This is a genomic window from Rubripirellula obstinata (genome assembly GCF_001642955.1).
GTDB lineage: Bacteria > Planctomycetota > Planctomycetia > Pirellulales > Pirellulaceae > Rubripirellula > Rubripirellula obstinata.
In genome coordinates, this window is record NZ_LWSK01000141.1 from 1 (window position 1) to 12,805 (window position 12,805).

Genomic DNA, 12,805 nt, shown 5'->3' on the forward strand with positions numbered 1-12,805 from the left:
CGGTGCATGCAATGGTTATCCGCAAAACACCATCGCGTTAGGATCCGTCAGCGCGAACTTCGTCCCCTTGGGTGACAATCACCGTGCTGAAATCGTAACAAAGAGTGGTCGGTCAAGCAAGTTTCGGCGAGCAGCAGTAAATCGAGTGTACAAGGACAGGCGTTGGTTGGTGCCACGCAGTGCATCCGGCACTTCGGTTTTGTTCGAGCGTTGGAATTCAGGCGTCGGTTGATGCCCCGCAGGGCAGTCGGTACTTAAGTATTGGTCGAGCGTCGGGGCAAAGCGGTTTTGGCGGTCATGCTGTACGCGTTGGTTGTGCCCCGCAGGGCGCGAGGCTGGCAGTCAGTTTCCGCGGCTCAGTCGGATAACGGAATGCATCACCGGGGTGGCGGGATTTGACGTGCAAGCAGAGAGAAAAGTGTGCGGCCGCCACTCCGGTGCATGCAATGGTTATCCGAAATACACCATTGCGGTGCCGTCCGTCAGCGCGGACTTCGTCCCCGTGGGTGACAATCACCATGTGGAAAGAGTAGCAAAGAATGGACGTTCGAGCAAGTTTCGGCCAGCAGAATTAAATCGAGTATCCAAGGACAGGCGTTGGTTGATGCCACGCAGTGCATCCGGCACTACAGCATTGATTGAGTATTGGATTTCGAGCGTCGTTTGATGCCCCGCAGGGCAGTCGGCACTTCGGTGTAGGTCGAGCGTTGGGGCAAAGCGTATTTGGTCGAGCGTAGGTTGTGCCCCGCAGGGCGTGAGGCGGGCAGCAAGTGTCCGCAGTTCAGTCGGATAACGTCCGGATTCACCGGGTCGGGAGATTAAAGTCAACCATCAGGAAGCGCCTGCAAGCCCGACTCCGGTGCAATCCATGGTTATCCGTCAGCATAGATCCGAGGCGGACCGCCAGCGACTATAGACCGCGAGAACGGAAAACAACGACGGAACGTGGCCATCCGGCATCGAGCATGAAACCCGCACGGGAGAACAACGGCGGGACGCCGCCAGTCTGGACTTCGCCCGGGTAGGTGACAGTAGTATGGCGAACGCGCCGTCATGGATCAAGTCCGCGAAAAGCAACCGGACATCGAAGACTGGGCAGCGGCGAGCATGTCCCATCGTTCGCGTGTTTGATAGCACGAGAAACGCCTTGACGCAGGTTTGCAGGATTAGGTACCGAGCAAGCAGGAGAATATCATGCGAAGAGTATTTGTGATTGTTATGTTGGTGGTGTGTTGCATTTCAGGATGCGCTGCGGTGCGAGATCTGTTCTTGCCAGGAAGTAACGCGTCGGATCAGAATCGACGGTTTTGGGATCAGACATCCGACAATCCCTACCGTTGATCGCCCAGTCGGATAACGTCCCGGATCACCGGGCGGGGAGAGTAAAGTGTTCCATTTGAAAAGACGCGCAAGCCCCGCTCCGGTGCATCCGATGGTTATCCGTCGTCACGGGTCGAAAGCAGAAGTTGTCGTAGCTTTACCGCACACGCCGAATCGAATCCAGTGTCAGGTTGCGTCAGAAGCAACGGCGCGTCGCGTGGAAACAAGTCAGCAGAATCGTCAATTGCAAGCCAAGCATCGGCTGGAACCGTCCGATCATCAAGGTATCTGAGGATTTCTTTATAGCGGGTGTGATGCCGTTCAAGTTCCAATTCCGGTGTTTTTCCGATGATGCGTTTCGCGATATCATCCGAAAAGAAGCTGCGTATCTCAGAGAGGGAGACAGCAACACGCCAGGACGAAGAGATAACAATCGAGACACTTGTAAACGGACGTATGGCTGACTCGAAATGGTGAGTGCAGTCGGCTTGAAAGCACGACGGCGGAGACGAGTCGCGTCGTAGTACGCCGTCAAAGTCGAGGAAAACAATCATCGCGGAATTTCAGTCGGATAACGTTTAGGATCACCGGGTGGGGACGGAAAAGCTAACCATCAGAAAGCAGCCGCAAGCCCCACTCCGGTGCATCCTTTGGTTATCCGCTTCGTGCGTGCTTCAGAATGAATTCAGTCAGCGAAGCGGACACGAACCCGCCACCACCGTGGCATGACCCAGGCGTCGATGGGGATTCAGCGAAATCGAAGTCTATGTCAAGCATCTGATCGCGAATGCAGCACGATAGTGACAGTGTACCATTTGCGGAAAGCGTTGTCTGCGGCGTGTGCTTTGTCTCGCCAACGAGGTCAACGATGAATTGCGAGAAGGAGTCCATTAACGGCGATTCTGCGACAGGGCCACCATCGACGAGAAGGTGAAGCATCGGAACCGACAGGCGAACCGAATGGCCGGCTTCCCGAGGAATTTTCCACGCGACGGTAATGCGACCTGCGGCAATGAGTTCGAGCAGGGCGTCTAGGTCAACGATGGGAAACGGTTCAATGTGGGGCATAGGCTTACGCTACATGCATCTCAGTCGGATAACGTCTAGGATCACCGGGTACGGAGAGAAAAGTCAACCATCACGGAAAATCGTGCAAGCCGTACTCCGGTGCATCCTTTGGTTATCCGTTACGGCGACGGAATACCAAGGTCGCGGCAGATCTTACGAACAAGGAAGTCATTGATCTCACGATGCCGCGGAACAGCAGTCACCTGGCTGTTTGTTGTGTTCACATAGATCGAATGGCTTCCACCCTCCCGTAGCAATTCGCAGTCGTGGTCGAGCAAGTGTCGAATCAGGTTCCGACGCTTCATGGTGTGGACATATCAAACGGTTCGCGGGAGACGTCTTGACCCGCGATTGAGCGTTCGGCAAGTTCTCGGTTCGCTTCGAGCACCATTTGAACGGCTTCTCTTAAGTTCAGGCGGGTCTCCTCGAGAGTAGCGCCTTGGGTGTTCGCACCTGGCAGTTCCTCAACGAACCCGATGTAGCCCTCCGGGCAAGGCATGAAAACAGCGGTCATTTGCATTTGTGTATCTCCTGTGCCACAGTTTAGCCTAGATGCACGTTCAGCGTCAAATGCGTGTGAAGCACGTGAGCAAGTGTCGAGCCAGCTGAATGAACGGCGTCGGCAGCGAGCGATTTCAGTCGGATAACGGCAAGCATCACCGAGGTGGCGGGATTTGACGTGCAAGCAGAGAGAAAAGTGTGCGGCCGCCACTCCGGTGCATGCAATGGTTATCCGCGATTATGGGGAGGGAGTGCAGGTTCAATTGGAGCGAAGTTGTAGAATCATCAAAGTCGTTCGAGGTCAGGAAAAAATTAGATCCTCGGAACCGGAGTTAGTGAAGAAGGCACAAGCCTGAATTTGCAGTTGGCGTTTGGTTGAAGCGTAAAGCGTGGACCGGGTGCTCCCGGTCGGATAACGGTAGGCATCACCGGGTGGCGGCGAAAGACTTGCAAGCAAACGAAAAAGCGAACCACCGCCACTCCGGTGCATGTCATGGTTATCCGCTATTGTTCCGTAAATTCCATCATGGGTGGAGCAACGCACCAGTAATAGTCGCCAGATTCGTCGTACATGCCAATGTAAGCCCAGAGTGTGGGGTGATGCGAGAGTGCCAGAGTCCAAAGCCGATATGTATCAAGTGTAAGGCCAGAAATCGAGGGCGTCCACTCGCGTTCGCAGTCACATTGCCATGCTGTTCCATCCGTCCGTGCGCTTACGTTCGTAATCCATTCACTCGGGACTGCGTTGCGAAAAGCAATGGCAGTGGAGCGTTCAGGAAGCGTCAGTGTGTGCCGAACAATTCGCGGTTCGGTCAGGTCGTCGCCGTTCTTGCTTGCAGTCTCGAGGATAGAGCGTGCGCTATTGGTTAAGTAGGGCTCGAGATCCCACGTTCGGTTACCGGGGGCCATGACGGGTTCAGCGAGACTCCGGAGCCACTTAAGCATAGCAATGCGATTTACTCAGTCGGATAACGGTATGCATCACCGAGGTGGCGGGATTTGACGTGCAAGCAGAGAGAAAAGCGTGCGGCCGCCACTCCGGTGCATGCAATGGTTATCCGCAATACACCATCGCGATGAGGTCCGTCAGCGCGGACTTCGTCCACGTAGGTGACAATCACCAAGTTCAAATCGTAGCAAAGTTCCGTTGGTCAAGCAAGTTTCGGTGAGGGGCAGCAAATCGAGTGCTCGAATACAGGCGTTGGTTGGTGCCACGCAGTGCATTCGGCTCATCGGCGTTGTTCGGGCATTGCAATAAGGCGTCGGTTGGTGCCCCGCAGGGCAGTCGGCATTTCGGTGTTGTTCGAGCAGTGGGGAAAAGCGGTGCAGGTCGAGCATGGGGTGTGCCCCGCAGGGCGCGAGGAAGGCAGCGAATGTCCGCAGTTGAGTCGGATAACGGTATGCATCACCGAGGTGGCGGGATTTGACGTGCAAGCAGAGAGGAAAGTGTGCGGCCGACACTCCGGTGCATGCAATGGTTATCCGCGATTGCGAGTTGGAGGTAAGCCTACGTCGCGGTTCCGGTTTCAGCAGGAAGTATCACTTTCGGATGCAGATTCGCAACGTCTTGGCCATTTCGGAAATGGCACAAGCCCGGCACAGAGTGCAAGCATGCCAGCGGACGCGCTTATCCGAACCAATCGGCGCGAAGCGGAGTAGCGTTCCATCGCGGCAACGTGTCTGGGGCCGGGTGATTTATGGTCGAAAAAGAAAGGGCCGGAAGCGTTCCATTCTCTGTGGGATTTCTGCGAAAAGAGCAGCGACAAGCATAGCAGTAACAGGCCAGTTAGTTGGGAGAACCTTTTCATTGTTTGGATACGTTGAGTGATGGAAAGCTGGAGTCGATCAGCAATAACGTTGCAAGTACAACCACAGGTCGACCTTCAAGTTGGATAACGGTATGCATCACCGAGGTGGCGGGATTAGACGTGCAAGCAGAGAGAAAAGCGTGCGGCCGCCACTCCGGTGCATGCAATGGTTATCCGAAACACACCATTGCGATGCGGTCCGTCGGCGCGGACTTCGTCCCCGTGGTTGATCATCACCGTGTGTAAATCGTAGCAAAGAGCGATCGGTCAAGCAAGTTTCGGTTGGCAGCATTAAATCGAGTATCCAATGACAGGCGTTGGTTGATGCCACGCAGTGCATCCAGTACATCGGCGTTGTTCGAGCACTGGAAATCAGGCGTCGGTTGGTGCCCCGCAGGGCAGTCGCCACTTCGGTGTAGGTCGGGCGTTGGATATGCCCCGCAGGGCGCGAGGAAGGCAGTAAATGTCCGCGGTTCAGTCGGATAACGGTAAGCATCACCGAGGTGGCGGCGATTGACGTGCAAGCAAAGGGAAAAGTCTGCCACCGCCACTCCGGTGCATGCAATGGTTATCCGCAAGACACCATTGCGATAGGGTCCGTCAGCGCGGACTTCGTCCCCGTGGGTGACAAACACCAAGTTAGAAGCGTAACAAAGAGCGGGCGATCAAGCAAGTTTCGTGTGGCAGCAGTATATCGAGTGCTAGAAGACAGGCGTTGGTTGGTGCCACGCAGTGCATCCGGCACGTCTGCGTTGATTGAGCATTGGGATTCGGGCGTCGGTTGATGCCCCGCAGGGCAGTCGGCGGTCGAGCAATGGGGGCAAAGCGGTGTTGTTCGTGCGTTGCTTGTGACCCGCAGGGCGCGAGGAGGGCAGCAAGTGTCCGCGGCTCAGTCGGATAACGTCCGACATCACCGGGTCGGGAATGTTGACGTTCCATATGAAAACGGTCGCAAGCCCGACTCCGGTGCATGTCTTGGTTATCCGCAATTTGGGATCGGTTGGCTTTTAGGTTCTAGGCAGGCAAATGCCTACTATTGCTGAACGCGTTTCACTGGCTTAGGGCCACGAAGTGCAAACCGCCGTTCAAACGGACTATCAGAAAAATTGCCACTCTGTTTCAGTTGCGGTAGTGGCTTAAGTAGTTCGTTTACGGCAGAAAAGTAAACCCTAGGAATGCCATTCGACTTCAGGGCGCCTGCTAGCTTGCTCGTGACAGAATAAGGGAATTGCTCATCGGGAGCGATGGTTGCAATGCCATCGTCTATTCTCAAGACCAGGATGGGGTTGCTAGAGAAGACAAGCTCGAGGTCGTCTTCCGATGAGCGAACCACGATGTTCCCATTGTCGGCAGGTAGTGCTTCGGTGATTGCCGAGAGCAGACCAAATCTTACGCCGCTTGTAATCTGAACATGGTACCGCTGAGATTCCTTTGTTGCTTGAGGCAGTTTGGTCACCGCAGCCCAGACTTGTTGGTTTGACTTAGGTTCTGATGCGACACCTGGACCACATAGCGGGATCAATGCGGCAAGCGAAGCAGACAGTAGAAGCATTTGGTTCATCGAATCAGCCTTTGAGAAGAGGTTGGTCAGGAAATGTACTCAGTCGGATAACGTCTAGGATCACCGGGTGGGGACGGAAAAGGTAACCATCAGAAAGCAGCCGCAAGCCCCACTCCGGTGCATCCTTTGGTTATCCGTCCCATGGATCGGTCATTGGATTTCATCCAGGTTGATCCAGCCAAGCCAATCAAGCAACAGCGCAGACGGAACAAACGTGAACATGAGAATAGCGACTAGCCCGAGCGCGTGCAGCGCCCAGTAGCCAAGCCCGCGAAATCCGCGTGTGTAGACGAGATAGGCGAGTGTCGCAGCAGGCCAAGTCAAAAAGTAGATGAGTGGCACAATGCCGGGAAATCTTCGGCCTTGGATGCGAAAGTCTAGGGACGCCCAGCATGTCGCAGTGCCAGCGAACAGCAAGGCGGATAGATAGTAGAGGAATACATTGTTTGGAGAAGCGATTTGGGCGACACCCCAAAATGCAGCGAGTGTGTACAGCAGGATCACACACCATCGACGAGTTTGGATTCGATTCGCAGTGGTCTCATCATGCGGAAGTGCGGAGTCAGTCACGTGCATTTCAGTCGGATAACGACCGGGATCACCGGGTGGGAAGGGAAAAGGTAACCATCAGGAAACGGCCGCAAGTCCCACTCCGGTGCATCCCATGGTTATCCGTTACGCTGCATGCTTGCGACAATTGCGTCAGATTCGGGGGAGGTAAATCGCCCCTTTGTCAATCCGTATGGATAGAGAACGCCAATCTTCAGTCCAGCGACAGTAGCGGACACCGGGAATACAAGGTTTAGGAAAGGCAGGTATGGAACATGAAAGCGATAAATAGTGAGGAACAGCATCACAAAAGGTATTGTTAGGCCAATGGCGAATGCAGCGATGAGCATTTGCTTTCGTTCGTGGGGCCAAGCAACGGTCAATCGGGTATTGCAATTTGAGCATTTCGGCTTGAATTGAAGGAACATCGAGGAGCGAGGAAACGCGATTAAGCAGATCGGGCATTGGTCGTGTGCCCAACGTCTAGCGTTAGCTATAGACGGTGGTGCTTCGGGCGGCGACTTGTAAGGATTGGGGTGCAAGTTGGTTCAGTCGGATAACGACCGGCGTCACCGGGCGGGGAGGGTAAAGTTTTCGATTTCAAGTACGCCTGCAAGCCCCGCTCCGTGTGCACGCCATGGTTATCCGCCGTCTTGGGGTTGGGTACGGAAGACGAATAGACGCAGGACATCACGCGTGAACAGTGAGGCATCGAGCATCCCAAAAGCAATTTCCGGCAATTCAAAGTTCGGGCGTTTGACAGACGTTACGAGATCGTCATCCGTCCAGTCAACAACGAGGTCATCGTCGGCGTAGTCGAAAATGCGAAGATTCAGAGGGAGCGGGTTTAACCATGGAAAATTCGGGATCACGACATAATCGAGGTTAAATCCGGTCCCGTACATCCATTGCTTAGGTCGTGGCCCTTCGAGCCACCAAGTTGCGATTACACCGCGTTTTGCATATTTCGCAGCGGGATCACCTAGGATCGTAGTTACCTCCAGCGGAGTCATTCCGGCGTGAACTGCGTTGGAGTTTTTCACCAGTCGATGATGGGCGGCGTGTTCGATAGGTTCGGTGATGAAAACGAACGCGAACCAAGCGGCGAGTAGTGAGTCAGGAATCATGGCGATTCAGTCGGATAACGGCAAGCATCACCGAGGTGGCGGGATTAGACGTGCAAGCAGAGAGAAAAGTGTGCGGCCGCCACTCCGGTGCATGCAATGGTTATCCGCAAAACACCACTACGATATGGCCGTCAGTGCGGACTTCGTTCACGTGGGTGACCATCACCATGTGTAGATCGTAGCAAAGAGTGGTCGGTCAAGCAAGTTCGGTGGGCAGCGTTAAGTCGAGCAACCGAAGACAGGCGTCGGTTGATGCCCCGCAGGGCAGTCTGGACTTGAGTATTGATCGAGCGTTGGGGGTAAAGCGGTGTTGGTCGTGCGTTGGATATGCCCCGCAGGGCCCAAGGAAGGCAGCAAATGTCCGCGGCTCGGTCGGATAACGACCGGGATCACCGGGTGGGAAGGGAAAAGGTAACCATCAGGAAACGGTCGCAAGTCCCACTCCGGTGCATCCCATGGTTATCCGGCGGCATGGGATACGATGGAAACCAGCGACAAGCCCGAGTCGCAAGACCGAGAACAGACAATGCGAAAACATCGGTGTGAATCGAGGATGACCTGCGCGAGCAGAAAACATCGGCGGGACGCCGCCATAATGTATCGAGCGTAGCCTGCGAAGCAGAAAACATCGACGGGACGTCGCCACATGAACAGGGTTGAATCGCGGAAAAGGTCTTCGGAATCGGGGATCGAATCATGACGAGGGTTGGGTCGTGTTCCGCTGGCGTCCCGCTCCGTCGGTGACCCGCGACGCGAGCAACCGTTGGGATCGACCAGGACGGTCCAGATTAACGATCGGAAGGAACAGTCGCAAGTAAATGAGGCAGAGCCAAGCGTTGGAGTAGTTGAACGATCAGCCAACTAAGGCGTTGGCTGTGCCCCTCAGAGCAGTTTCGAGTTCGTCGGCGCGACCGAGCACCCAGCCGGATAACGTTACACATCACCGGGCGGCGACGGGAGATTTTCAATCAGGAAACAACCAACCATCGCCGCTCCGGTGCATGTGATGGTTATCCGTGATTTCATGGTGGATGCTTGAAAGCTTGGGAGATCGTGCCACCATCCTCATTGTAAATGACCACGGACCACCCATCTTGCCGCCAGTTATCAGGGTACGGAATGCAGACAGCGGTGCTGCCTGAATATGCTTCGTAGGCGGGGAGATCGACGTCTAACTTCGTGTCCTTTCGTGAACGTACAAAGCTGAAAAAAGACGAACCATCTTCGTAGGTAGTGGCAACGCCGGGGCAAAAGAAAGCTGGATCGCTTGGAGCGGCGAATTGCACCTCGTAGCCGTTGGCGGTGAAACCAGTAGCGAGTATTTCAATGGACTCAGCGTCGTAGGTCAACGACGTTTTGCGCATTCGCACTGCAGCAAGGCAAGCCAATACCACAAGGGCAGGGATCGCGATATGGATTCGCTTCATGGTTTCAGTTCGGATAACGACCGGGATCACCGGGTACGGAGAGAAAAGTCAACCATCACAGAAAATCTCGCAAGCCGTACTCCGGTGCATCCCATGGTTATCCGCGATCATGTTTACGTTGGTGACCGCCACCTACGAGGCGGTCAGTCGGAACGCCAGTTTAGCGAAGGGATTGCGGTTACGTCAAATTTGCCGACGATGATGGCCCGGAAGGGACAAAATCAATCGTCGTCGGCAAATTTGACGTTACCGCAAAGGGTTGAATCAGGGAAAAACGTTCCAATGCGGTCGCCCGTGACATCAGGCGTCGGTTACGAAGTTGCGGTCGGAATCACCTCGTCGCCGGTCGTGCAAGCAAGGAGTAAAGCGTGGTATCGGCAACACGGGCAAGAGCTATTTGAGAGCCTGTCAACGTTAGATCAGGTATCGGTCGTAGTGAGTGATTGTCGTGCATGCGAACTCGAGAGCAAAAGTGCGGCGTGATCGGCGTGGATTCCATGCGTAGGTTGTGCCCCGCAGGGCGCGAGGCGGGCAGCAAGTGTCCGTGGCTCAGTCGGATAACGTCCGCGATCACCGGGCCGGGAGTGTTGACTTGCAAGCAGACAAACCCGCTTGCAAGCCCGGCTCCGGTGCATCGCATGGTTATCCGCTATTTTTTGGCAACCGTTACTTGTGTACGTAGTGATTCGAGAGCGGTGGCGATGGAGTCGTGATTCGCTAGCGTAGTTGCGATGACCAAGCTGTTGCTGTCAACGTAAGGAGCCATTCTGGACGTTGAATCCCAAGTATTGGGGTCAACGGTAGCCTTGATGTACACCATCAAAATGGTGGGATCAAACACTTTCCCGTCTGCCGACCAGACGGGAAAGTCGTTGAGTCGGTAATTTCTAGTGTGAACCTTGCTGGCTTCGCCAGTCGCGTCCGCATCAGCCGCTGCGACTGAGCTTGGGCGGTAGCCGAGCGATGCGATCGACAATAGTAGAGTCGCTAAGAAGAGGAATGAAGCAGTGCGCATTTGAACTTCCGTGTGAAATTAGGAGTGAAGTGTTGTGGCCGGGATTGTACCGCTGGTTGCAAACAGGGCCAACGCCAATCCAGCAGCCAATTCGAGAGCCCCAGTCGGATAACGGTAGCGATTTGCGGGTGGCGAGAGAAGACTTGCAAGCAGAGGACACAGCGTTGCCGCCACTCCGTCAACATCGCATGGTTATCCGCAACACACCAATGCGATACGATCGGTCAGCGCGGACTTCGTCCCCGTGGGTGACCATTACCGTGTGTGCATTGTAGCGAAGAGAGGTCGGTCAAGCAAGTTTCGTTGGGCAGCGTTAAATCGAGCAACCGAAGACAGGCGTTGGTTGTGCCACGCAGTGCATCCGGCACGTCAGCATAGATTGAGCATTGGGATTCGGGCGTTGATTAATGCCCCGCAGGGCAGTCTGGATTCGAGTATTGATCGAGGGTTGGGGGCAAAGCGGTGTTGGCGGTCATGTTGTACGCGTAGGTTGTGCCCCGCAGGGCACGAGGCGGGCAGCAAGTGTCCGCGGCTCAGTCGGATAACGTTACGCATCACCGGGGCGGGAAAGTAAAGTCGTCCATCGGAGAAACCGTGCAAGCCCGGCTCCGGTGCATGCGATGGTTATCCGCCAGTTTGGATGTGTGTTACAGGTTGCGTAAATCCCACCACGGATCAAGTGGGTCGCCGACGTCCAACTCCGCGATAAGTCCACGAATTACGCGATCTATCTCCGGGTCGGGATGGCCTACAAGTGATCGTATTATTTGCAACGTGCGAGGCAGACGAAGATGAGCGACGATTGCCGTAGCAGTGTCTGTAAACGCCAAGGAATTGGTGTCCCAATTGGTCACGAGCCAATCATCAATTCGTTGAGCGACGCTAGGCGCAAGCGGTTCGTAGGTATGCCATTGACGGGTTGCCAATTCGTAGAGTGCGTTAGTCGTGACCAAGGGGTCGGGCGTGTTTGACAGCAGCAATTCGTTGAATAGTGTCTCCAAGTCTGAGGCCGCCATCGAATCAGGCAGCAGTTCGTACTTAGTGGGTTCGTGTGGATCCATGTCAAGCTGTTGCGAAGCTACCGGGAGACGGCCAGGCAGATCGAGTTGCGCCTAGTCGGATAACGTCCGGGTTTTCCGGGCGGGCAGTGTAAAGTGTCAAACCGAACCAAACCGCGCGCAAGCCCCGCTCCGGAACAACCCATGGTTATCCGTTCGCCACCTGAGCATCGGATCGCTTTAAGTCGCATGATTGAAGTTTGCAGTTAGTGTAAACCAAGACCGCGCGTAGGAGTATCCCAAAGTTCACCACAGGATAGAAGGACGCAAAGGGCATGACGCGATCGAAGGCATGGAGGAAAAGAACAAAGCGTCGATCGTGGCGTGCCCTTTGCATCCGCCGTGAGAATCGTGTGAGAGCCTACCAGCAGATACGACAAAACAAATAGACAATCAGAAGGTTCCGTTCTTAGCGTTCTAAAGTCGACCATTGGTTGGCGGTCTCCAAACCATGGACAGAGGTATCCGACTTAGCGGTTGTGTGCATTCAACAGCACAGGTACGGATAACTTGTTTCTCACCGGCCAGCGCGGGTGAGAATAAGTCATTTGACTTATTCTTACTGGTCGCGGCAACCGCCAATCGGCTACCCGGCTTACCTATTGTTGCTGTATTAGCAGAGTGAAGTCAAGCGAAATGACAGCAATGCGACAGCATTGCTGGTTTGGGAGCATGGGGTTCTGCGGCAACGAGGGCGAGCAGCAGGGCTGCGAAGCCTGGGTAGCGAAGCAGGTTTACGATGCCTGGGGTAAGCAGGGCATTGGCTCCACGAAGCGGCCGAATGGATCGAGCACACCCCGAAACACCCAGTCGGATAACGATCAGCATCACCGGACGGCGGCGGAAGAGCCACCATCGAAAACAGGTAACCACCGCCGTTCCGGTGCATGCGTTGGTTATCGGAAGATGGGTCACGCACCGAGCACCTCCCGCGAGAGCGGAAAACAACGCCGGAATGGCGGACAGTCTGGACGACCGCGCGACGGACGCGGGTCAGCGCGGCGTTCCGCCACGTGGGTGACCGAGCAAGTCGAGCATCCGTGGCGTTGCAATCCGTCCACAGTGTATCGGATTGGGCGGTCGCCGGCGCGGTAGTTGTGCGAAAGTCAGTCCAGCTGAATCGAGCGCTGACGACACACGGCACGACGCACACCAAGTACCGATAACGGGATGCATCACCGAGGTGGCGGGATTAGACGTGCAAGCAGAGAGAAAAGTGTGCGGCCGCCACTCCGGTGCATGCAATGGTTCAAGTAAGCCGCTTCGCGGCGGGGCGTGTGGATTGAAAACGTGAGGAACCCTTTGGTAGATCCGAACTCACTGGGAGTTCGGCTTACATTCTCTCAGAGGATCCCCCACATGAGCAAGTCT

Annotated in this window: 20 protein-coding genes; 4 read left to right on the top strand and 16 right to left on the bottom strand. The window is 55.1% G+C overall.

The genetic code is table 11. From position 1 onward, the window contains the following. On the top strand, window positions 1–232 hold a 232-nt coding region (locus RC85_RS28635; protein WP_238383203.1), incomplete at its 5' end, for a hypothetical protein. Between the two features lie 63 nt (window positions 233–295). Here RC85_RS28635 and RC85_RS27635 read toward each other — a convergent pair. Then, window positions 296–517: a hypothetical protein gene (locus tag RC85_RS27635; RefSeq protein WP_149753519.1), complete on the bottom strand. Its 222-nt coding sequence runs from the start codon at window positions 515–517 to the stop codon at window positions 296–298. A 677-nt stretch (window positions 518–1,194) separates the two neighbouring features. Between RC85_RS27635 and RC85_RS27640 the strand changes: the two genes are divergently transcribed. Beyond that, on the top strand, window positions 1,195–1,341 hold the full coding sequence (locus RC85_RS27640; protein WP_149753256.1) for a membrane or secreted protein: 147 nt from the start codon (window positions 1,195–1,197) through the stop codon (window positions 1,339–1,341). Between the two features lie 95 nt (window positions 1,342–1,436). Here RC85_RS27640 and RC85_RS27075 read toward each other — a convergent pair whose 3' ends face one another. The 13 genes from RC85_RS27075 to RC85_RS22305 form a co-directional block, all read right to left on the bottom strand. Further along, complete coding sequence (locus RC85_RS27075; protein ID WP_149753445.1) at window positions 1,437–1,874, bottom strand: HAD domain-containing protein; 438 nt, start codon at window positions 1,872–1,874, stop codon at window positions 1,437–1,439. Between the two features lie 100 nt (window positions 1,875–1,974). After that, on the bottom strand, window positions 1,975–2,388 hold the full coding sequence (locus tag RC85_RS22260) for a hypothetical protein (RefSeq protein ID WP_068266949.1): 414 nt from the start codon (window positions 2,386–2,388) through the stop codon (window positions 1,975–1,977). Between the two features lie 119 nt (window positions 2,389–2,507). Next, complete coding sequence (locus tag RC85_RS22265) at window positions 2,508–2,693, bottom strand: type II toxin-antitoxin system HicA family toxin (RefSeq protein ID WP_068266950.1); 186 nt, start codon at window positions 2,691–2,693, stop codon at window positions 2,508–2,510. After that, a complete protein-coding gene (locus RC85_RS27645; protein WP_068266951.1) occupies window positions 2,690–2,908 on the bottom strand; it encodes a type II toxin-antitoxin system HicB family antitoxin in 219 nt (72 codons plus the stop codon). Before RC85_RS27645 ends, RC85_RS22265 begins: the two co-directional genes overlap by 4 nt. A gap of 485 nt (window positions 2,909–3,393) precedes the next feature. After that, window positions 3,394–3,834 carry a ribonuclease E inhibitor RraB gene (locus RC85_RS29085; RefSeq protein WP_068266953.1) on the bottom strand — a complete coding sequence of 147 codons (441 nt, stop codon included), beginning with the start codon at window positions 3,832–3,834 and terminating at the stop codon, window positions 3,394–3,396. 11 nt (window positions 3,835–3,845) lie between these two features. Next, window positions 3,846–4,010 carry a hypothetical protein gene (locus RC85_RS27080; protein WP_157594007.1) on the bottom strand — a complete coding sequence of 55 codons (165 nt, stop codon included), beginning with the start codon at window positions 4,008–4,010 and terminating at the stop codon, window positions 3,846–3,848. Between the two features lie 801 nt (window positions 4,011–4,811). Continuing rightward, window positions 4,812–4,934, bottom strand: coding sequence for a hypothetical protein (locus RC85_RS28895; RefSeq protein ID WP_261340485.1), 123 nt, complete (start codon window positions 4,932–4,934; stop codon window positions 4,812–4,814). Beyond that, window positions 4,931–5,332 (bottom strand): hypothetical protein, encoded by a 402-nt coding sequence (locus RC85_RS27085; protein WP_149753554.1) that lies wholly within the window; start codon window positions 5,330–5,332, stop codon window positions 4,931–4,933. The genes RC85_RS28895 and RC85_RS27085 overlap by 4 nt, the downstream gene beginning before the upstream one ends. Before the next feature lie 398 nt (window positions 5,333–5,730). Next, window positions 5,731–6,258: a hypothetical protein gene (locus RC85_RS22285; protein WP_068266954.1), complete on the bottom strand. Its 528-nt coding sequence runs from the start codon at window positions 6,256–6,258 to the stop codon at window positions 5,731–5,733. Window positions 6,259–6,408: 150 nt separating this feature from the next. Next, the gene (locus tag RC85_RS22290) at window positions 6,409–6,828 is read right to left on the bottom strand and encodes a hypothetical protein (protein ID WP_068266955.1); all 420 of its coding nucleotides are present in this window, start codon (window positions 6,826–6,828) and stop codon (window positions 6,409–6,411) included. A gap of 620 nt (window positions 6,829–7,448) precedes the next feature. After that, on the bottom strand, window positions 7,449–7,934 hold the full coding sequence (locus tag RC85_RS22300) for a hypothetical protein (RefSeq protein ID WP_068266957.1): 486 nt from the start codon (window positions 7,932–7,934) through the stop codon (window positions 7,449–7,451). Between the two features lie 418 nt (window positions 7,935–8,352). Next, entirely contained in the window at window positions 8,353–8,511 is a 159-nt protein-coding gene (locus RC85_RS27650; RefSeq protein WP_162273236.1) for a hypothetical protein, read from the bottom strand. A 445-nt stretch (window positions 8,512–8,956) separates the two neighbouring features. Continuing rightward, window positions 8,957–9,361: a hypothetical protein gene (locus RC85_RS22305; protein ID WP_068266958.1), complete on the bottom strand. Its 405-nt coding sequence runs from the start codon at window positions 9,359–9,361 to the stop codon at window positions 8,957–8,959. Window positions 9,362–9,454: 93 nt separating this feature from the next. On the opposite strand from RC85_RS22305, the gene RC85_RS27655 reads away from it, so the two are divergent. Next, window positions 9,455–9,844: a hypothetical protein gene (locus RC85_RS27655; protein WP_068266959.1), complete on the top strand. Its 390-nt coding sequence runs from the start codon at window positions 9,455–9,457 to the stop codon at window positions 9,842–9,844. A gap of 166 nt (window positions 9,845–10,010) precedes the next feature. Here RC85_RS27655 and RC85_RS22315 read toward each other — a convergent pair whose 3' ends face one another. Both RC85_RS22315 and RC85_RS22320 read right to left on the bottom strand, forming a co-directional pair. Next, window positions 10,011–10,376, bottom strand: a complete 366-nt coding sequence (locus RC85_RS22315; RefSeq protein ID WP_149753345.1) for a hypothetical protein — start codon at window positions 10,374–10,376, stop codon at window positions 10,011–10,013. A gap of 647 nt (window positions 10,377–11,023) precedes the next feature. Then, window positions 11,024–11,437 carry a hypothetical protein gene (locus tag RC85_RS22320; RefSeq protein ID WP_068266961.1) on the bottom strand — a complete coding sequence of 138 codons (414 nt, stop codon included), beginning with the start codon at window positions 11,435–11,437 and terminating at the stop codon, window positions 11,024–11,026. Between the two features lie 778 nt (window positions 11,438–12,215). On the opposite strand from RC85_RS22320, the gene RC85_RS27090 reads away from it, so the two are divergent. Next, a complete protein-coding gene (locus RC85_RS27090; protein WP_157594008.1) occupies window positions 12,216–12,455 on the top strand; it encodes a hypothetical protein in 240 nt (79 codons plus the stop codon). Window positions 12,456–12,805: the final 350 nt, after the last annotated feature.